Below are 19,594 nucleotides of genomic sequence, written 5' to 3' on the forward strand. Positions count from 1 at the left end.
TCTCCGATAGGACCATGCGCAAATAACATCCTAAAGCGCGATGACGCGCTTTAGGGATTTCTGATCAGATAGGTACTGTCAGATTTCCTTGCCACGCTTGCGCATCTCGGCACGGAAGGCACCCATCACGGTCTCGGAGAAGTTCTGGGCCCAGGAGTTCATGAAGGCCATGCTCAGGCCGATGGCGCGCGGCTCGGCGTCGATCAGCTTCTTGCCCAGCGGCGACTTGTAGAAGGTGACGAGGTCCTTCAGTTCCTGCTCGGTGAACTCGCTGGCATAGATCTGCGCCATGCCTTCGCCGATCTCGTTCTGGCGGCCGTTGAGCTGCTGGGCCACGATCGGCGCGACCTCGCTGAGCTCCTTCTGGTAGTTGAGATTCTGCTGGATCAGCGTGATCTTGGTCTTCTCGACCATGCCAGGCACGGCGCCCTGATACATCGCGGTGGCGTTCTTGATCTGCAGGATCTCCTTGGCCGCCGCGATCGCCGCAGGCGAGGCTTTCGGCGGGGCGGGCGCGGGAGCAGCCTTCTGGGCCGGCGCGGCCTGCTGCGCGATCGCCGGGACCGCCAAGACGGCCAGTCCAGCAGCAAGCGTCGCGGCCGGCAAGAATCTCAATACGCTCTTCATTCCTAGTCTCCTTTCGGCTTACGCCGTTCAATCACGCGAATTCCCTCGCCGCCCGCCAAAACGGCCGAGCTGGCCAAGCCGATAAACAAGCCATGCTCGACCACGCCGGGGATCGAGCTCAACGCCTTGGCGAGGCCAGGCGGATCCACGATGCGTCCGAGCTGAGCATCGAGAATCCAGTGGCCGCCATCGGTGACGAAAACGTGGCCATCCTTGTCGCCGCCTTTGGCCTTGCGGACCGCCATTTGCCCGGAAACGCCGCATTCGGCAAATGCCTTCTCGATCGCGCGGCGCGTCGCGCCGAGCCCGAACGGGATGACCTCGATCGGCAGCGGAAAGCGGCCGAGCGTCGGCACCCATTTGCTGTCGTCGGCAATCACGATCATGCGATCCGAGGCGGCCGCCACGATCTTCTCGCGCAGCAGCGCGCCGCCGCCGCCCTTGATCAGGTTGAAGTCGGGATCGATCTCGTCGGCGCCGTCGACGGTGAGGTCGAGATGATCGATCTCGTCCAGCGTCGTCAGCTTCACACCGCAGCGCTCGGCGTCGAGGCGCGTCGCCTCCGAGGTCGGTACGCCGATCACCTTGAGCCCGGCCTGCACGCGCTCGCCGAGCAGCTCGACGAAATGTTTGGCGGTCGAGCCGGTGCCGAGCCCGAGCTGCATGCCGTCACGCACCTCCTCGAGGGCGCGCGCCGCAGCCTGCCGCTTCAACTGGTCCATGTTCACGATGCGCCCGCCCCTGAATTTTAGAGTGTGCCGCCGATAGGTTGCTTGCGGCGGCCTATGTAGCCTCGTTTTTCCCGCCGGAACAGGCCTCCGGGCCGATCTTATAAGGTGAACTTATGGCTTCGGCCCTTGCGCCGATCCGGCCGGCCCGATAGCGCTGGGACCATGACCTCCCCTTACACCCTCGTCTTCGATCTCGACGGCACGCTTGTGGATACGGCGCCCGACCTGATCACCGCGCTGAATTTCGTGCTCGACCGCGAAGGGCTGCCGCCCGTGCCGATGGCCTCGGCCCGCAACATGATCGGCGCCGGCGCCCGCAAGCTGATCGAACGAGGGCTGGAGGCTGAGGGCCGCATGGTCACGCCGGCTGACATGGACCGGATGACGGCGGATTTCATCGCCTATTATGCCGACCATATCGCGGTCGAATCCCGTCCGTTCGAGGGGCTCGAGGCCGCACTCGACCAGTTTGCCGCCCAGGGCCACCGGCTGGCGGTCTGCACAAACAAGCTGGAATGGCTGTCCAAGCGCCTGCTGGACCAGCTCGACCTCACCCGCCGCTTTGCCGCGATCTGCGGCGCGGACACCTTTGGCGTCCAGAAGCCCGATCCGACCATTTTCCGCGAGACCGTGGCGCGCGCCGGCGGAGCGGTCAAAGCCAGCATCATGGTCGGCGATGCCGGAACCGACGTCGGCGTGGCCCGGCGCGCTGGGGTGCCCGTGATCGGGGTCAGCTTCGGCTATACGGACGTGCCGATCGCCGAGCTGAAGCCGGACCGGCTGATCCATCACATGCGCGACCTGCCGGCCGCGGCCCACAGCCTAATGACTGCCTAGGAACCACAAGCCTCTGAGATAACTGCCATATTCTACGGAACCCTGCGTTAACCATCTATTAACTATGCACAGCGCGCCGGTTGCTTGCTTGGAACGACGCTCGTAGGTTCGCCCGGGGATGTGGCGGTTCGTCGCAGTTAGAAGTGGGTGGTCATGCGTCGTGTCATCGCGATTGCGCTAGCGGGAGCGAGCCTTGGTGGCTGCTCCTCGATGTCTTGGGACATGTTCAAATCGGCGCCGCCGACCGTCCAGGTCCGGCTCGAATCCAATCCTCCGGGGGCTGACGCTACGACCTCGCTGGGTGCGGGTTGCAAGACCCCCTGCTCCGTCTCGGTTCCCGCCCCCGACGCCCCCTTCACCGTCGCTTTCGCGCTGCCGAAATATCAGCCGGCCAGCGTGCCCGTGAACGTGATCAAGAACCCCGGCGATTTGACCACAGCCGCCACGGTCACCACCGATCCGAATCCGGTGTTTGCGGAACTCCAGCCGGCAGTGCCGCCCAAGCCTGTGAAGAAGCCGCACCGGCCGAAGAAGCCGAAGCCGGCCGCAGCCGCCGCGGCGCCTGCGGATGCCGCACCCGCTGCGGCCCCTGCGGATGCTGCACCTGCTGCGGTGGCGGCCTCGCCGTTTCCCGATCCGAACGCAGGAAAGCGCTGATCCAAGCGCTGATTACGTATACCACCCGATTGTCCTAACCGCGTCCGATGCTTAGATTGCTTCCAGAGCACCACTGAAGCAAAGGTGCGCCCGTCGCCGTAAGTGACAAGGCATTTGGCAAGGCATCTGGTATGAACGGACCTTCCGCGAGCCCTCTCGCAGCAGCGAGCCCCCGCGACGCGCTGTCGAGCGCGATGACCGATCCGTTCGGGCGGACCATCTCGTATTTGCGCGTATCCGTCACCGACCGCTGCGATCTGCGCTGCTTCTATTGCATGTCGGAAGACATGACATTCCTGCCCAAGGCGGACCTGCTGACGCTGGAGGAGCTCGACCGGCTCTGCACGGCCTTCATCGCCAAGGGCGTGAAGAAGCTGCGGCTCACCGGCGGCGAGCCGCTGGTCCGCCGTAACGTGATGACGCTGGTGCGCTCGCTGTCCCGCCACCTTTCGAGCGGTGCCCTGAGCGAGCTGACCCTGACCACCAACGGCACCCAGCTTGCGAAACACGCCCGGGAGCTCGCCGATTGCGGCGTCCGCCGCATCAACGTCTCGCTCGACACGCTCGATCCCAAGAAATTTCGCGAGATCACCCGCTGGGGCGAGATCGACAAGGTGCTGGAGGGCATCGAAGCCGCGCGTGCCGCTGGGCTTGGCGTGAAGATCAACGCGGTGGCGCTGAAGAACCTCAACGAGGACGAGCTTCCCGACCTGATGCGCTGGGCGCACGGCAAGGGCATGGGCCTGACGCTGATCGAGGTCATGCCGATGGGCGAGATCGGCTCGGGCCGTATCGACCAGTACCTGCCGCTGTCGCTGGTGCGCGCGCGGCTCGCCCAGCAATTCACGTTGACCGATTTGGCCGAGAGCACCGGCGGGCCGGCGCGCTATGTCAGCGTTGCCGAGACCGGCGGCAAGCTCGGCTTCATCACGCCGATGACCCATAATTTCTGCGAATCCTGCAACCGGGTGCGCATCACCTGCACGGGCACGCTGCACACCTGCCTCGGCCACGAGGATGCTTCAGATTTGCGCAAACCCCTGCGTGCATCTGACGACGACATGCTGCTTGCGGATGCGATCGACCGCGCCATCGGGCTGAAGCCCAAGGGCCACGATTTCATCATCGACCGCCGCCACGACCGCCCCAGCGTCTCCAGGCACATGAGCGTCACGGGCGGCTGAGGGATTCGCGCCCTCCCCGCCATAAGCTTTTGACTCGGCGTCAATTTGCCCATTTTCCGATTGACGGCGCACAAGCCCGCTGGTTTGGTGCAGCCGCCTTTGCTTGCCCGGCAGCAATAAGCCGGCCGCGCCCCTTTGGCGGTCGCGGTCAAGACGGCAAGGCACGAGGGGAGGACTGACGCCGCAATCGCTCCGGAATATTGTCCGTGCGGTCGCGTGCTTTTCGCACGCCGGCCAGGCGATGCGTGCTGAAGCCTCCCGTAAAGTGTTGGGCCGCGACGGCGACGGAGAGAAAGTAAGATGCGTCCATTGCTGGCGGTGAGCAACGCCATCGACGCCCTCAATGAAAAGATTGGGTACGTCTGTAACATCTTGGTGCTGCTGGCGTGCCTGGTCAGCGCGGCCAATGCCATGATCCGCTATGCCTTCAGCAACTCCTCGAACGGCTGGCTGGAGCTGCAATGGTACATGTTCGCCATCCTGGTGATGTTCGGCGCGTCCTACACCTTCAAGCGCAACGAGCATGTCCGCGTCGAGATCTTCTACCTCACGCTCTCGGAACGCGGCCAGCTCTGGCTCGACATGATCGGCACGCTCTGCTTCCTGATCCCCTCCTGCCTCCTGCTCGCCTATCTGTCCTGGCCGTTCTTCATGCAGGCCTATAACGTCGGCGAGATGTCGGGCAATGCCGGCGGCCTGATCCGCTGGCCCATCAAGTTCGTGATCCCCGCCGGCTTCGTGTTGCTGGCGCTCCAGGGTGTTTCCGAAGTCATCAAGCGTATCGCGGCTCTCCAGGGCTATGTGACGATCGACGCCAAGTACGAGAGGCCGACCCAATGATTACGCTGGAAATGATGCCGCCGCTGATGTTCGGCGGCCTGGTTCTGGCGATGCTGATCGGCTTCCCCGTCGCGTTCACGCTCGCGGCGGTCGGCCTCTCCTTCGGCTTCCTGTCCATTTATCTCGGATTCTTCGACCTCAACTTCCTCCAGGCGATTCCCGGCCGCGTGTTCGGCAGCGTGCTTTCCAACGAGCTGCTGCTCGCGATCCCGTTCTTCACCTTCATGGGCGCCATATTAGAGAGATGTGGACTGGCCGAAGATATGCTGGACTCGATGGGCCAGCTGTTCGGCCCGGTCCGCGGCGGCCTCGGCTATTCCGTCATCATCGTCGGTTTCATCCTCGGCGCCATCACCGGCACGGTGGCGGCGCAGGTCATCGCCATGGCGCTGATCTCGATGCCGGTGATGATCCGCTACGGCTACAACATGCGCTACATCACCGGCGTGCTCGCGGCCTCCGGCACGATCACGCAGCTGGTGCCGCCCTCGCTGGTGCTGATCGTGCTCGCCGACCAGCTCGGCAAGTCGGTCGGCGACATGTATCTCGGCGCCTGGGGTCCCTCGGTGTTCCAGATCATGCTGTTCGCCGGCTACACCTTCATCCTCGGCCTGATCAAGCCGAGCCACGTGCCGCCGGTGCCGAAGGAAGCGCGCACGCTGACCGGCTGGGCGCTGTGGAAGAAGTGCCTGATGGGCATCATCCCCTCGGCCGTGCTGATCTTCGTCGTGCTCGGCACCATGATGATGGGTCTTGCGACCCCGACGGAAGCCGGCGCGATGGGCGCGGTCGGCGCCATCGTGCTCGCCGCGATCCATCACAAGGACTTCACCTCGAAGGACCGCATGATCCTGATCGGCGGCGTGATCGCCGCCGGCGTCGGCACCATCGTCGCGATGCTGTTCACCGAGAACCTGGTCTTCAGGCTCTCGTTCGCCGTCACCTATCTCGCCGTGGCGTGGATCTGCATCCAGGCCGCACGCATCCCCGAGCTGCGCGACCTGATCAAGCAGGGCTACGAGTCCACCATGCGCCTCACCTGCATGGTCACCTTCATCCTGATCGGCTCGACCTGCTTCTCGGTGGTGTTCCTCGGCGTCTCCGGCGGCGTCTGGCTCGAGCATCTCCTGACCTCGCTGCCCGGCGGCGTGTGGGGCTTCCTGATCTTCATCAACCTCTTCATCTTCTTCCTGGCGTTCTTCCTCGACTTCTTCGAGATCGCCTTCATCATCCTGCCGATGATCGCGCCGATCGCGCAGAAGGTCCTCGCCCCCGTGGTGGGACCGGACGCGGCGCTGATCTGGTTCGGCGTGATGCTGTGCGTAAACATGCAGACCTCGTTCCTGCATCCCCCGTTCGGCTTCGCGCTGTTCTATCTGCGCGGCGTGGCGCCGAAGGAAGTGAAGAGCTCCGACATCTATTGGGGCGCAATCCCCTGGATCGGCCTGCAGCTGATCATGGTGCTGCTCGTGATCATCTTCCCGATCACGGTGACGGGCCTGCTCGACAAGCCGCTCAACGTCGATCTCGACAAGGTCAAGATCGAAGTGCCGCAGATCGACCTGCCGCCACTGGATCTCGGACCGCCGCAGAAATAGCGGCCATAACCATCGCCGTCATGTTCCGCCTCGGCGGTTCATGACGCGCGCGCCCGCGCACGTGACAAGCGCCGGAAACACGGGCATACCGGGCCATCCTCCAACTGATGGACCGCCGCGCATGTCCCGATCGCTCCCCGCTCCGTCGCTCGCCCCCTTGATCGCGTCGCTCTGGCTGGCATGTGCCGCAACGTTTGCGCATGCGGAACCGATGAGCGATGTCCATGCGCTGGCGCAAAAGGAGCAGCAGCCGCTGCTCGACACGCTGCGCGATCTCGTCAGCATCGAATCCGGCAGCAAGGACATCGACGGCCTGAACCAGATCGCCGAGCGCGTTGCCGGCCAGCTCAAGCAGCTCGGCGGCACGGTGGAGATTTTGCACCCCACCGACGTCTATCGCCTCGACGACACGCCCGAGACAATCGGCCCGGCCGTGCACGCCGTGTTCAAGGGCACCGGCAGCAAGAAGATCATGCTGATCGCCCACATGGACACGGTGTACCTGAAGGGCATGCTTAAGGACCAGCCGTTCCGCGTCGACGGCGACAAGGCCTACGGCCTCGGCATTGCCGACGACAAGCAGGGCGTCGCGCTCATTCTCCATACCGTGGCGATGCTCCAGAAACTCAATTTTAGGGATTACGGCACGCTCACGGTGCTCACCAATGGCGACGAGGAGATCTCCTCGCCCGGCTGGCGCAGCACCATCACCAAATTTGCCGCGGATCAGGACGTGGTGTTCTCGTTCGAGGGCGGCGGCACCGACGGCACGCTGCGCCTTGCCACCAGCGGCATCGGCTCAGCCTATCTCACGGTGCATGGCAAGTCCTCGCACGCCGGCGCGCGGCCCGAGGGCGGCGTCAACGCGCTGTACGAGCTCTCGCACCAGGTGCTGCAGATGAAGGACCTGTCCAAGCCCGAGCAAGGCCTGAAGCTGAACTGGACGGTCTCGAAGGCCGGCACCAACCGCAACGTGATCCCGGCCGACGCCTCGGCCCAGGCCGACGCACGTGCGCTCAAGGTCGCAGATTTCGACGAGTTGCAGAAGGCGCTGCAGGAGAAGATCAAGAACCGCCTGCTGCCCGACTCCAGGGTCGAGCTGAAATTCGAGGTGCGCCGCCCGCCGCTGGAGGCCAACGACGCCTCACGCCGCGTCGCGGCCTACGGCAAGACGATCTATGGGGAGATCGGACTGTCCCTCAAGGTCGACGAGAAGGCGACCGGCGGCGGCACCGACGCCGCATTTGCCGCGCTCAAGACCAGCGGCGCCGTGGTGGAAGGCATGGGCCTGTCAGGCTTCGGCGCGCACTCCAACGATGCCGAATATGTGCAGATCAACAGCATCGTGCCGCGGCTCTATCTGGCCACGCGCATGATCATGGACCTGTCCACGGGCAAGCTGAAATAGCGGCCGCTTTCTTCCCTTCTCCCCTTGTGGGAGAAGGTGGCGCGAAGCGCCGGATGAGGGGTCTCTATCCGCACGCTTTAATGAGAGTTGGACTCGCGGAGAGAACCCCTCACCCGTCTCGCCGCTTATCGCGGCGAGCCACCCTCTCCCACAAGGGGAGAGGGTGAAGAGGCAACCCTGTCCGCCAGCCGAAACCGCAGCGTGAACTCCGCGCCGCCGCCGGGAAGATTTTCCACCGCCACCGTCGCGGCATGATCGTCCGCGACCCCGCGCACGATCGAGAGCCCGAGGCCCGCGCCGTCGCTGCGCTGGCGGTCGGCGCGCCAGAAGCGCTGGAAGATCAGCTCGCGCTCGGCCTCCGCAATGCCGGGGCCGCAATCGCGCACGCGCACCGAACCGTCCTCGCGCACCTCGACGTCGACGGCGGTATCCTTCGCCGTGAACTTGATGGCGTTTTCGGCGAGGTTGAAGATCGCGCGCTGGAGCATCTCCGCATTGCCGTGGATCAGCACCGGCGCGTCGGCGCCCTTCAGCGCGATGTCCTTGTGCTGCGCGATCGCGAACGGCGCGATGGAGCCGACCACCTCGGCGCAGACGGCGCGCAGGTCCGCGGTCTCGCCGGGATCGAGCACCAAGGTGTCGAGCTCGGCGATCTCCAGCAACTGGGCGACGATGCGGCTCATGCCTTCGATGTCGTCGTGCAGCGCCTGCCTTGCGGCGCCATCGCCCAGCGTCTCGATCCGCGTGCGCAGGATCGTGAGCGGCGTCCGCAATTGATGCGCGGCATCCGCCGTGAACTGCCGCTGCACGCGAAAGCCGTCCTCGAGCCGGTCGAGCGCCTGGTTGACGGCGATGACGAGCGGCATGATCTCGCGCGGGATCTGCTCCGTCGGCAGGCGGATGTCGGTGCGCGCCGGTCCGATATTGCTGGCCTCCTCCGAGGCCTTCCACAATGGCGCGATGGCGCGGCGGAAGATGATGATGTCGGCGGCGAGCAGGATCAGCAGGATCGGAATGGTGATCCACCCGACCCGGCGGAAGAAGTTCGAGATGATGTCGTCGATGATGACGTCGCGATGCGCCAGATCCTCGGCGACGCGGATGCGCACGATCTTGCCGTCGATGATGCGGGTGACGCCGGCGCCGGAAATCGTCTCGGAAAGTGTCGGCGGCGCCGACGCTGCCGCTCCCGTCTTGCGGCGGGACGAAAACAGCAAACGGCCGTCGGCATCGCGGATATCGTAGAGATAGCGGCCGTAGGCTTCCGAATAGAGGCCCCGCAGGCTGTCCGGCAGGTTGAACGTCAGCAGGCCGTCCGGCGCGGCGACAATGCGCTCGGCCAGCACCTCGGCCTGCGCCCGCATGGCTTCGCGGTGCAGCTGGTCGACTTCGGAATTGAGCAGCCAGAACAGCACCAGCGGAAGGAAGATCGCGACCACCGCGACCGCCACGATGTGCATGAACACGATGCGCCAGATCAACGATTTGAATGTCGGCGATCTGCCATAGGCCCCGGCGGCCGCCACGCTATTTCTCCTCGGACATGAGATAGCCGACGCCGCGGATGGTGTGGATCACGACCTTGGCGCCGTGCTCGGTGAGCTGCTTGCGCAGCCGCGAGACGTAGACCTCGACCGCGTTGGAGGCGACCTCGCCTTCGAGCCCGAAGATGTGGTCCTCGACGTTCTTCTTCGGCACCACCCGCCCCTGCCGGCGCAGCAGGATTTCCAGCACCGAGGTCTCGCGCGCGGAGATGATCCGCGGCTGGTCGTCGACGAAGATCTGGCGGCTTTCGGTGTCGTAGACGAGATTGGCGAGCCGCAGCGAGCGGCCGAGCAGTTGGCCGGGCCGGCGCAGGATCGCCTCCAGCCGCGCCACCAGCTCCTCCATGGCGAACGGCTTTGCGAGATAGTCGTCGGCGCCGCTGCGCAGGCCGCTGACGCGGTCCTGCAGGCCGCCACGCGCGGTCAGCACCAGCACCGGCAGCGGCTCCATCTGCCGGCGCAGCTCGCGCAGCACCGACAGGCCGTCGCCGTCGGGCAAGCCGAGGTCGAGGATCATCGCAGCATAGCTGACGCTGCTGACCGCCTCGCGTGCCTCGGCCGCGGTGCTCACGATGTCGCTCTGGTAGCCGGCGGCCGACAGCCCGGCGGCAACGAGCCGCGACAGCTCGACATTGTCCTCGACGATCAGAAGGCGCATCGCAGTCCCGCCGGATGTTCCGGTGCAATCACGGCTCGCGCCGCATCTTCGCTCTCTTCCACCATTCCGGCCGCCTCGGCCAGCGAAAAAGCGCGTGGCAAGCTAGCCCGCGCCCCTGTCAGGTTCGTGTAAGCCGACCTGGGCGCGTTCCCATGATGATTTACTCGATCACCTCGTCCGCGCCGGCAATGACTGCTGCGGAGAACGGATGGCCGAGCAGTTTCGCGGCCTTCAAATTGACAACGAGCTCCACCTTCGTGACGAGTTGAACCGGAAGATCAGAAGGCTTCTCGCCCGACAGAATGCGTCCGGCATAGATACCCGCGCGACGGTGCGACTGCATGAAATCTCCTCCGTAGCTCATCAAGCCTCCAGCCACGGGAAAGTCTCGGGTCTGCGTGATTGCGGGCAATTGATATTTCATCGCGAGAGCCGCCAGCCGGGCACTGCGAAATGCAAAATAAGGGTCGGAGGTAAACACAACTCCGCCTGGCCCGTCCCTGGCAACGGCCGCGAACACGGATTCAAATTCATCCTCCTTGCTTGCGCTATAGATCTGCAGTTGAACCCGCAGGGTTTCTGCGGCCGCCTGAAGCTTCTGCAATTGTGATGGTGCGGTCGGACTTGTCGGGTTGGCGACCACCGCCAATCTGGTCGCCGTGGGCAACAGGTCGCGCATCAGCTCAAGCCGCTTTGGCGACACATCGACGCTCAGGCTCGATACCCCCGTGATATTTCCGCCCGGCCGCGACAGGCTGTCCACCACGCGTAGCTGAACGGGGTCGCCGCCCATCTCGAACACGATAGTCTTGGTCGTACCCGTACCCTTCGCGGCAAGTGCCACGGGAGCCCCGCCAGGAGCCACGATCAGATCTACATTTCTGGCGACCAATTCGGCAGCCAGGGCTGGCAATCGAGAGTATTGTCCGGCGGCCCACTGAAAGTCGATCGCCACATTGCGCCCCTCGACGAAGCCGGCTTCCTCCAGTCCCTGTCGGAAAGCCTCAAGTCGACTGCCAAAGAGCTCGGGTGACTCCGGGCAAAGATATCCGATGACCGGCATGGAGGGCTTCTGCCCATACGAGACGGTCGTCCACGTCGCGGCGCCTGCCATCCAAAGAAGAAAATCACGCCGTCTGGCGCGTCTGCGTAGCGTTGCTGCTTCAGAGTTGGCGCACCTCATGCCCACGGACCCGCTGCCGTCAGCCGTTTGCCGGAGCATAGCCCCGGATACGCGGACAGTCTCTAGCGGATTGTGCCGGGCATCCCGCGGCCACTCGGCTCGAGAGCCTCGAAAGATATTCCGAAGACTGGAATGGCTTCGTCAAATCCTTTGATCTCGCGGCCCCCGAGATCCTCAACGGGCCGCCTGCCCTTGACGTCGGCGGCGACTTTGGCGTCGATCAGGATTTCCTTGTCTGCGGCAGATCCGCACAGCCGGGCCGCAAGATTCACGACGCTTCCAATGGCGGTGTAGTCGAGCCGGTCCTCGTATCCGATCCGGCCGACAGTCGCCGGCCCGCTGGCAAGGCCGATTCCGAAACCAATGTGGTAGCCACGCGATCGCCAGCCGGCGATGAGGGCTTGCACGTTCGTCTGCATGTCGATGGCGAGATCGATGGCTCTCAATGCAGGCTCTACGACCGGGACAGGTGCGTTCACCAGCACCATCAGTCCGTCTCCGGAGAAATTGATCAGCGTTGCCTCGAATTTCGTGATGACCCTGCCAAGGCTTTCATAATATTCCGACAGTACGCTCATGACGTCCTCGGGCGCGGCGCCTGCTGAAAACGCGGTGAACCCCCTCAAATCGCAGAAGACAACGACGACTTCCGTACGGCGGCCGTCCAGCACGCTGTCATCGCCGGCTCGATCGACGAGATCGGCGACCTGGGGGGCAAGGAACCGCTTGAGCTTGGCGATGCGCTCCTGGTGCTGCTGCGCCAGCGCCAGCTCGGACGCCATTCTGTTGAAACTGTTTGCAAGACGCTGGAACTCGTCCCCGGTGTGGATTGAGATGCGGTGGTCAAAGGACCCGGCACCAATCCTCTCCGTGCCCTCCTCGAGCAGCTTGATCGGCTCCGTCATCCGGTGCGCCAGTGCATAGGCAAGTATCCCTGCGAGCATGGTGCTGATTGCGAGGAGCATTGCCGTCCGCCACAGGGCGGAATAGATCGGCGCGTAAGCTTCGGATAGCGGCTGCACGACCACGACTGTCCAGTCGGGGCCCAGTACGGGAGCAGCGCTGGCGGCAACATAGTGTCCTTGCGCATCCCGGCTCGTTGCGAAGCCCGCTTTCGACCCTATCGCGTCCCGCACAGCCCGAAATGGTTTGGAGGTTGCTTCCTCCGCCCCGCGGAGCACGAGGCTGATGTCGGGATGGGCGATCAGGCGACCCGATCGGTCCAGGACGAAGGCGGAGCCGGTCTTTCCGACCTTGATCGCCGAGATCACGTCCCAAATCAGCTTGAGGTTCACTTCGGCTATGACCGCGCCGACAGCCGGCCGGTTGCCGGCAATCCCGACCGTCAAGTACGGTTCGGAGCCTCGATTGTAGCTGACGTCGCTGAACCAGATCTGAGCTGCGCGGGCACCAACCAGGGCGGGATCGGCTGATCGGTCCGTGCGGCTCTCGATACGATTGAGGCCGATCCGCGAGATGTAGAGACGCTCCAGGCCATTGCCGTCGAGGAGTGTGAGACTGACGATGGCAGGCGCTTGTCGAAGCAGGCGCAACGCGTCGGTCCGCCGGCGTTCGTCGAACTCGTCACTCCATGGAAGCTGAACCAGCCAGCCGAGCTGACTCGTGATGCCGTGGATGAAATCGTGAATTTCGGCGGCCGCGGATGCGGACTGGAGGCTAAGCCACTGGTCGAGCCTCGCGCGCTGATCGCGATAGCCGAACCACGCCTCGATGACGCCGTTGAATGCAAGTGGGATCGCGACAGCCACGAACAGCGCGAACAGATATTTATGAAAAAGGCCGCGAAACCGATCCTGAGGAATCATGATCCGGTCTCCTGATAATCACATAAATACAATGACCCAGAATAACATGTCGCTCCGCCGTCGGGTGGGGTTCATTCGAACCCGAGCGTACCGGTGCACCCTTCGCGCTTTCTAGGGCCGACCAGCCACGCGGTCCGGCGACAAATTGGCGCCATGGCTGAATTGTCGGCCGATGTCAGCCTCCGGCTGACTGGCCTTCGCGCCGCACGCCGGCTTTTGACCACCCTGAACGGGCGTTGCTGCCGGGCAGACGTAGCATGCGCCGCAGCCACGTTGATCTAGGTCAAGCATCACCCCCGCCTTTGGCCTCACGTCATGTTCAGCCCCATTGAGGCGGCGACGTCGCCTTTCAGTTCGCTGGCGCCCGGCAATTTCCAGCTCGGCGTCGCATTCTTCCAGTGGCCTCCTCTCCCTCCTGATCCTGCAGCAGGCTTATTGGGGGTTCGTCGACGAGGACCTTGCTCATGATAACAATTCCAGAACTGACGTCCCAGGCGCTCGGTGCGTTCCTCATCTCGGAGACAAAAGGCCGCTTCGGCTCATCGCATGCCAGCTTGCCGGAATTGCTCCCTTACGCGGCGAAGCTGGCCCTGGAATGTATCGGCAACAGCGATGCATTGTATCACAACGTGGAGCACACCCTGTTGGTCACGCTGGTGGGGCACGACATCCTGATCGGCCGCTCACTTCTGAGGCAAACCACGGCCAGCGATTACGCTCACTTTATCCTGGCCTGTCTGATCCACGACATCGGCTACGTTCGGGGCGTCATCTACGGAGACCAGGAGGGCGCCTATGTCGTTGATGGTACCGGCCGAACGGTTGAGTTGCCGGTCGGCTCCTCCGATGCAGCGCTTGCGCCCTATCACGTCGATCGCTCAAAATTGTTCGCGGTGGAGCGCCTCGACGCAGTCGACCAGATCGACGCCGCGCGCGTTGCCCAGGCCATCGAATATACCCGCTTTCCCTATACAGACGCACCAACGAGCGAACTCAAGGATGATCTGGACGAGGAAGAAGGTTTGTTGCTGCGCGCCGCTGATCTGATCGGCCAGCTCGGCGATCCGAACTACATGAAGAAATCAAATGCGCTCTTCTATGAATTCGAAGAGATAGGGCTCAACAAATCGCTCGGATACGCCACACCCGCGGACGTGGTGCACAAATATCCGCAGTTCTACTGGACCAAGGTCGCACCGCAAGTCCCGACGGCGATCCGTTATTTGAACGTAACCTCGAGCGGAAGACAATGGATCAGCAACCTGTATGGCAATGTCTTCCGCGCCGAGCGCGAGGTTAGACTGTCTGGTCCGCAGCTGTAGATCGGTGGTCTTGAACGGTGATTTCCGGCGCGACCAACACGCGCGCGGGTCCGGCTCGGACGTCACGTCCACATGGCAGTCAAAAGCGAGTGACCGGTTGAACGAAGGCTGGATTACACGCTAGATTGCCGAAGCCCGCTTTGACAAGGCGCCCCGTTCTGGAGTTTCACGTGCGGATCCTGATCGCGCTGCTTCTGTCGTTCGCCACCGTTGCTCATGCCGAAAACCCCGGGCTCATGTCCGGCCTGATCAGTGCGCCCATAACATTGCCCGTCAGGATGTTCGGCAAGGATTTGACGCTGGACGGCTATGTCGTTCGCCCGGATCGTCCCGGCCGATTTCCGTTGGTGATCATGACTCATGGCACCCCAGGGGGATGGGATGACGCGTTCTTCCGCAACATTGCCAAGCGTACTCCGACCGCCTTCAACACACCGGCCGTAGCTCTGGCCCAGCGTGGCTACGCGACCTTGTCCATCATGCGTCGTGGCTTCGGCCTGTCTGGAGGGAGCTACTCCGAGGAACTGCTAAGGCCGTGTGATTACCTCGCGGCCGAGCGCATTGCGGCAGACGACATCATTGTGGCGATGGCGGCGGCCCGACGTGAGCCCTGGGTCGATCCCGACCACATCCTGCTGCTCGGCCACTCAACCGGCGGGCTAACCATGCTCGCCGTCGCCGAGCGAAATCCCGCCGGCGTCGTAGGCGTTCTGAACTTCGACGGCGGTTATCATGCGATGGCCAAGCCGGACGAAGCCTGCAGCCCCGATCGTCTCGTGGGCACAGTGGCATCACTCGGCCGAACCGCCCGCGTACCGGCGCTTTGGCTCTACGCCGAAAATGACCGGTCATATGGCCCCGAACTCGCGCATCGGATGATCGCCGCATACACGGCCGGCGGCGCGCCGGCGCGATTGCAGATCCTGCCGCCCTTTGGAACCGACGGTCATGACCTCATCATAGGGGCAGCGGCCGAAACCTGGCTCACAGTCGCTGAGCCGTTCCTTGCCGAGCTTAAACTGCCGACCGCGGTTACGATCGATCTGCCAGAGCCTGCACCGCTTCCAACACCAACCGGTCTTTCGCCGGACTGCCAGAGGGCGTTTGCCAGCTATGTGGCCATTCGCAGCGACTTCAAGGCATTTGCCATCGACGATAAGGGAGCCTGTGGCCTGGCACCCGCCAGCCGGACGGCAACGGAAGCGCGCGACAGGTCTGTCGCGGAATGCAAAAGCAATACTTCCGGCACAGCCTGCCATGTCTATGCCGTCGGCCAACGTACGACCGAGAACTGAACGACGCAATATGCGTCGATCCCAACAAGCTGACTAAACTGATTTAGTACGGTGCCGCAGAAAAGCGGCTCTGAGTTCGGCCAGTTGGTCGCTCGTTGCTCCCAGCTCTGCGTCGGCTCGATCTGTGAGCAAGTCGACGTAGGCAATCGGCTGATCGAACTGGCTCGCTGTGAAGTCGTACCGCCGTCCTTCGATCCGATTGTAGAAATGATCGCCCGCCGGCAGAGGCGTCTTCAGCAGCTCGCCGCCGAAGAGTTCGTGAACGAGCAGCGCCGTGACGTTGCACTGCCCTGCCGCCGGATTGTTCGGCGTCCATTGGCTGGAAGTCGACAGCGACCATGCCTTGCGCAGCGCGCGTTGAACCTCATCGGGATCGAAGCTCATCGTCACCTCACGGGATCGGCACCGAAGCGCCAATTTCGGATTATGCGATGTTGGCTTTTTGCCACTGTTTTGCCCGACGTGTCAAACGGGTTCGTTGCTGGGTTGAGCCCCAACTCCATCCACTCGTCATTGCGAGCATAGCGACTTGTCCGCCGAAGCCTCGGCGAAGGCGGAAGCAATCCAGAGTCCATCCGCGGTGACGGTCTGGATTGCTTCTTCCCAAAGGCTCTTCGCAATGACGATGCGGGAACGGACGCGCGGCAAATGACGATGTCATTCCAGATGCCGCGATCAGGCAAAATCGCCGCGTTGGCTCCGGCTGCGCGACGATTGCCCCTTCCTGCTGATTTGCCCCAACGGTCCAAATGGTTAGCAGCATTCACAGGGCAACCTGCCCTCATCGCGCTTCTACTGTGCATGGGGTTGTTTTTCATATTTTTGTTTGGGCGGCCGCTGGCTGCAAAAGAAAAAGCCCGGCCTCGCGAACGAGGCCGGGCTCTGTCGTCTTGCGACGTTTCGAAAGATCAGCCGCGGGTGCGCGAGCGGATCATGAAGCTGTCGTAGGTGTATTCGGCGACCTGCCACCACAGATATTCGTCGGAGCGGTAGGCCTGCATGGCGTCGATCGACTTCTTGAAGTCGGGGTTCTTGGCCGAGATCTCGCCCCACAGCTCGTTGGTCGACTTGAGGCAGGCCTCGAGCACTTCGTTGGTGAAGGGACGAAGCTGGGTGCCGCCGGCGACCAGACGCTTCAGCGCCGCCGGGTTCTGCATGTCGTAGCGCGCGGCCATCCAGCTGTTGGCGTTGGCCATCGCGTTGGTGAGGATCGCCTGGTAGTTCTTCGGCAGCGAATTCCACTTGTCCAAATTGGTGAAGGCGTGGACGGTCGGACCACCTTCCCAGAAGCCGGGATAGTAGTAGTACTTGGCGACCTTGGCGAAGCCGAGCTTCTCGTCATCGTAGGGGCCGACCCACTCGGCGGCGTCGATGGTGCCCTTCTCGAGTGCCGGATAGATGTCGCCGCCGGCGAGCTGCTGCGGCACGACGCCGACCTTCTGGAGCACCTGGCCGGCGATGCCGCCGATGCGCATCTTGAGGCCGGAGAGGTCCGCAACGGTCTTGATCTCCTTGCGGAACCAACCGCCCATCTGGGTGCCGGTGTTGCCGCAGGGCTGACCGATCACGTTCGACTTCTTGAAGAACTCGTTGCCGAGTTGCTCGCCGCCGCCCTGGTACCACCAGGAGTTCTGCTGGCGCGCGTTGAGGCCGAACGGCACCGAGGCGTAGATCGCCCAGGTCGGGTCCTTGCCGACATAGTAGTAGGAGACGGTGTGGCACATCTCGACCGTGCCGTTCGAGGTCGCATCGAGCGCCTGGAGGCCGGGGACGATTTCGCCGGCGGCGAACACCTGGATCTGGAATTTGTTGTCGGTCATCTCGGCGACGTACTTCGCCAGCTGCTCGCCACCGCCATAGATGGTGTCGAGCGACTTCGGGAAGCTCGACGTCAGGCGCCACTTGATCTCGGGCATGGACTGCGCGATCGCCGGCGAGGCCACCGCGGCGGTCGCCGCCGCGCCTGCTGCCGACACTTTCAGGAAATCACGACGCTTCATCTTCAGGTCTCTCCTTGTTGGGGCGTTTCCCCTAAACTTCCTCGTTGTCGCCGCTCGTTCCGGCGACGCGTTTTTGTCGCGTCGAACCGAAGGGGCTTGACTGCCGTGGCCTTTAACACGGAAGCCCCGCTTTCGGAACGCGACAATGGCATGACGGGGCTCTACGAAAGTCGCATGTCCCCAAAAGACCGGCTCAGGCCGCGGCGATAACGCCTTTGAGCTGGTCCCGGACCTGCCCCGCAATGGCGCGATAGATCGCCGCATGAGGGCCGTCCGGCTCGCTGTCGACCACGGGATTTCCGGCATCCGAGGTGGCGCGAATCGCCATGTGCAGGGGGATCTCGCCCAGGAACGGTACCCCGAGCTTCTCGGCCTCGTGGCGCGCGCCGCCATGGCCGAAAATATCCGATTTCGTGCCGCAATGCGGGCACTGGAAGTAGCTCATGTTCTCGACGATGCCGAGCACGGGCACGTTGACCTTCCTGAACATCGCAAGCCCCCGCCTTGCATCGATCAGGGACAGGTCCTGCGGGGTCGAGACGATCACGGCACCCTTGAGCGGCACGTTCTGCGCGAGCGTGAGCTGGGCATCGCCGGTACCGGGCGGCATGTCGACCACGAGTACGTCGAGGCTCCCCCATGCGACGTCGCGCAGCATCTGCGTCACCGCCGACATCACCATCGGACCGCGCCAGATCATCGCGGTCTCTTCCTCCACCAGGAAGCCGATCGACATGATGGCGAGGCCAAAACGCTTGAGCGGAATCATCTTGCGCTCGCCGTCCAGCGCCGGCTTCTCGTGCAGGCCCGTCAACCGCGGCACCGAGGGGCCGTAGATGTCGGCATCGAGCAGCCCGACCCTGAGGCCGAGGTCGCGCAGGCCCAGCGCCAGGTTGAGCGCGGTGGTCGACTTGCCGACGCCCCCCTTGCCCGAGGCAACCGCGATCACGGCAGCGACACCCGGAATCTCGGACTGGCGAGCCATCGGCGATTGGGCGCCGCCCTGCGGCGGTGGCTTGTGGGCGTGGACCGGCTGCACGCCCGGCGTGCCGCGGCTCGGCGTTGGCGGCGGAGGTGGCGCGGCGCCCGGCTTGCGCTCGGCGGTCAGCGCCACCATCACGGTGGTGACGCCGGGAATGGCGCGCACGGCGGCTTCGGCTTCGGCCCGGACGGATTCCCAGGCCCGCGCCTCGGCGGCATCGACGTTGATCGAGAAGAACACCTTGCCGTCGGCCGCGCTGATCGCGCTCAGCACATTGGCATTGGTGAGCGCGACCCCGCGGGGCGACTTGATCCTGGCGAGGCTGTCGAGAACCTGTTGCTGCGTCACGCTCAAAGCGCATCTCCTGAACAGAGCATGATCCGGAAAAGTGTGGAGCGGCTTTCCGATCAGATCACGCTCAAGGCTTGAGGATGCCCCATTAGAGCGGAAACGGCCAAAAGGCTACTGCTTGCCGATATCGTCTGCCATCTCCGCGGGGGCAGCCCCCTGCTCCGCAGCGGCCTCGTAATTGAGCTCGATCATGACCCCGTTGGGGTCGTGGACGAAGATCTGCCAGAGGTCGCCGCCGGGCACCTGGCGGGAGTCGAATTTCATGCCCTTGGACGTCAACCGCTGCTTCATGCCGTCGAAACCGCGGCTGACGAAGGCGACATGGTGGACAACGCCGGAATCCGGCTTTTGTGGCTCCGAGGTCGGGGAAATATCGACGAGGTGCACCACCGGCTTGCCCTCGCTGTACATCCAGGCCCCCGGGAAGGCGAAATCGGGCCGGGCGCCTTTTTCCAGGCCCAGCACGTCCTCATAGAAGCGGACCGTCTCGGCCAGATTCCGGGTCCGGATGTTGAAATGATCGAGGACACCAACGCTCACGCCGCCCATGC

The 19,594-nt window shown here is 63.6% G+C and carries 18 protein-coding genes; 8 read left to right on the forward strand and 10 right to left on the reverse strand.

Annotated elements, in window-relative coordinates; all coding sequences use genetic code 11:
* Positions 1-78: 78 nt before the first annotated feature.
* Together AB7G19_RS27150 and rpiA are read right to left on the reverse strand one after the other, a co-directional pair.
* On the reverse strand, positions 79-627 hold the full coding sequence (locus tag AB7G19_RS27150; protein ID WP_063984021.1) for a DUF2059 domain-containing protein: 549 nt from the start codon (positions 625-627) through the stop codon (positions 79-81).
* Between the two features lie 2 nt (positions 628-629).
* Positions 630-1,355, reverse strand: a complete 726-nt coding sequence (gene rpiA, locus AB7G19_RS27155) for a ribose-5-phosphate isomerase RpiA (RefSeq protein WP_028146742.1) — start codon at positions 1,353-1,355, stop codon at positions 630-632.
* A 165-nt stretch (positions 1,356-1,520) separates the two neighbouring features.
* On the opposite strand from rpiA, the gene AB7G19_RS27160 reads away from it, so the two are divergent.
* From AB7G19_RS27160 to AB7G19_RS27185, 6 genes are all read left to right on the forward strand, one after another.
* Positions 1,521-2,195: an HAD-IA family hydrolase gene (locus AB7G19_RS27160; RefSeq protein WP_063984022.1), complete on the forward strand. Its 675-nt coding sequence runs from the start codon at positions 1,521-1,523 to the stop codon at positions 2,193-2,195.
* A 153-nt stretch (positions 2,196-2,348) separates the two neighbouring features.
* Complete coding sequence (locus tag AB7G19_RS27165; RefSeq protein ID WP_439034550.1) at positions 2,349-2,852, forward strand: hypothetical protein; 504 nt, start codon at positions 2,349-2,351, stop codon at positions 2,850-2,852.
* A gap of 131 nt (positions 2,853-2,983) precedes the next feature.
* Entirely contained in the window at positions 2,984-4,036 is a 1,053-nt protein-coding gene (gene moaA / locus AB7G19_RS27170; protein WP_085404869.1) for a GTP 3',8-cyclase MoaA, read from the forward strand.
* A gap of 300 nt (positions 4,037-4,336) precedes the next feature.
* Positions 4,337-4,876 carry a TRAP transporter small permease subunit gene (locus AB7G19_RS27175; RefSeq protein WP_014496195.1) on the forward strand — a complete coding sequence of 180 codons (540 nt, stop codon included), beginning with the start codon at positions 4,337-4,339 and terminating at the stop codon, positions 4,874-4,876.
* The gene (locus tag AB7G19_RS27180) at positions 4,873-6,474 is read left to right on the forward strand and encodes a TRAP transporter large permease (protein ID WP_166352235.1); all 1,602 of its coding nucleotides are present in this window, start codon (positions 4,873-4,875) and stop codon (positions 6,472-6,474) included. Before AB7G19_RS27175 ends, AB7G19_RS27180 begins: the two co-directional genes overlap by 4 nt.
* A gap of 121 nt (positions 6,475-6,595) precedes the next feature.
* Positions 6,596-7,882: a M20/M25/M40 family metallo-hydrolase gene (locus AB7G19_RS27185; protein ID WP_441268386.1), complete on the forward strand. Its 1,287-nt coding sequence runs from the start codon at positions 6,596-6,598 to the stop codon at positions 7,880-7,882.
* 125 nt (positions 7,883-8,007) lie between these two features.
* Here AB7G19_RS27185 and AB7G19_RS27190 read toward each other — a convergent pair whose 3' ends face one another.
* From AB7G19_RS27190 to AB7G19_RS27205, 4 genes are all read right to left on the reverse strand, one after another.
* Complete coding sequence (locus AB7G19_RS27190; protein WP_441268387.1) at positions 8,008-9,408, reverse strand: sensor histidine kinase; 1,401 nt, start codon at positions 9,406-9,408, stop codon at positions 8,008-8,010.
* A 1-nt stretch (position 9,409) separates the two neighbouring features.
* Positions 9,410-10,084, reverse strand: a complete 675-nt coding sequence (locus AB7G19_RS27195; protein ID WP_028146749.1) for a response regulator transcription factor — start codon at positions 10,082-10,084, stop codon at positions 9,410-9,412.
* A 160-nt stretch (positions 10,085-10,244) separates the two neighbouring features.
* A complete protein-coding gene (locus AB7G19_RS27200) occupies positions 10,245-11,198 on the reverse strand; it encodes an ABC transporter substrate-binding protein (RefSeq protein ID WP_071915177.1) in 954 nt (317 codons plus the stop codon).
* A 131-nt stretch (positions 11,199-11,329) separates the two neighbouring features.
* Positions 11,330-13,093, reverse strand: a complete 1,764-nt coding sequence (locus AB7G19_RS27205; RefSeq protein ID WP_441268388.1) for a cache domain-containing protein — start codon at positions 13,091-13,093, stop codon at positions 11,330-11,332.
* A gap of 464 nt (positions 13,094-13,557) precedes the next feature.
* Between AB7G19_RS27205 and AB7G19_RS27210 the strand changes: the two genes are divergently transcribed.
* Together AB7G19_RS27210 and AB7G19_RS27215 are read left to right on the forward strand one after the other, a co-directional pair.
* Entirely contained in the window at positions 13,558-14,415 is an 858-nt protein-coding gene (locus AB7G19_RS27210; RefSeq protein ID WP_063984030.1) for a hypothetical protein, read from the forward strand.
* A gap of 170 nt (positions 14,416-14,585) precedes the next feature.
* Positions 14,586-15,710, forward strand: coding sequence for an alpha/beta hydrolase family protein (locus AB7G19_RS27215; protein WP_439034547.1), 1,125 nt, complete (start codon positions 14,586-14,588; stop codon positions 15,708-15,710).
* Positions 15,711-15,743: 33 nt separating this feature from the next.
* On the opposite strand, the gene AB7G19_RS27220 is transcribed toward AB7G19_RS27215, so the two are convergent.
* From AB7G19_RS27220 to AB7G19_RS27235, 4 genes are all read right to left on the reverse strand, one after another.
* The gene (locus AB7G19_RS27220; protein ID WP_071915180.1) at positions 15,744-16,094 is read right to left on the reverse strand and encodes a YunG family protein; all 351 of its coding nucleotides are present in this window, start codon (positions 16,092-16,094) and stop codon (positions 15,744-15,746) included.
* A 524-nt stretch (positions 16,095-16,618) separates the two neighbouring features.
* Positions 16,619-17,710, reverse strand: a complete 1,092-nt coding sequence (locus tag AB7G19_RS27225) for a TRAP transporter substrate-binding protein (protein WP_014496209.1) — start codon at positions 17,708-17,710, stop codon at positions 16,619-16,621.
* Between the two features lie 193 nt (positions 17,711-17,903).
* Positions 17,904-19,046, reverse strand: coding sequence for an Mrp/NBP35 family ATP-binding protein (locus AB7G19_RS27230; RefSeq protein WP_071915181.1), 1,143 nt, complete (start codon positions 19,044-19,046; stop codon positions 17,904-17,906).
* Between the two features lie 108 nt (positions 19,047-19,154).
* On the reverse strand, positions 19,155-19,592 hold the full coding sequence (locus AB7G19_RS27235) for a VOC family protein (RefSeq protein ID WP_071915182.1): 438 nt from the start codon (positions 19,590-19,592) through the stop codon (positions 19,155-19,157).
* Positions 19,593-19,594 lie beyond the last annotated feature (2 nt).

Origin of the sequence: Bradyrhizobium sp. 215_C5_N1_1 (genome assembly GCF_052075935.1) — a bacterium.
GTDB classification, from domain to species: domain Bacteria; phylum Pseudomonadota; class Alphaproteobacteria; order Rhizobiales; family Xanthobacteraceae; genus Bradyrhizobium; species Bradyrhizobium barranii.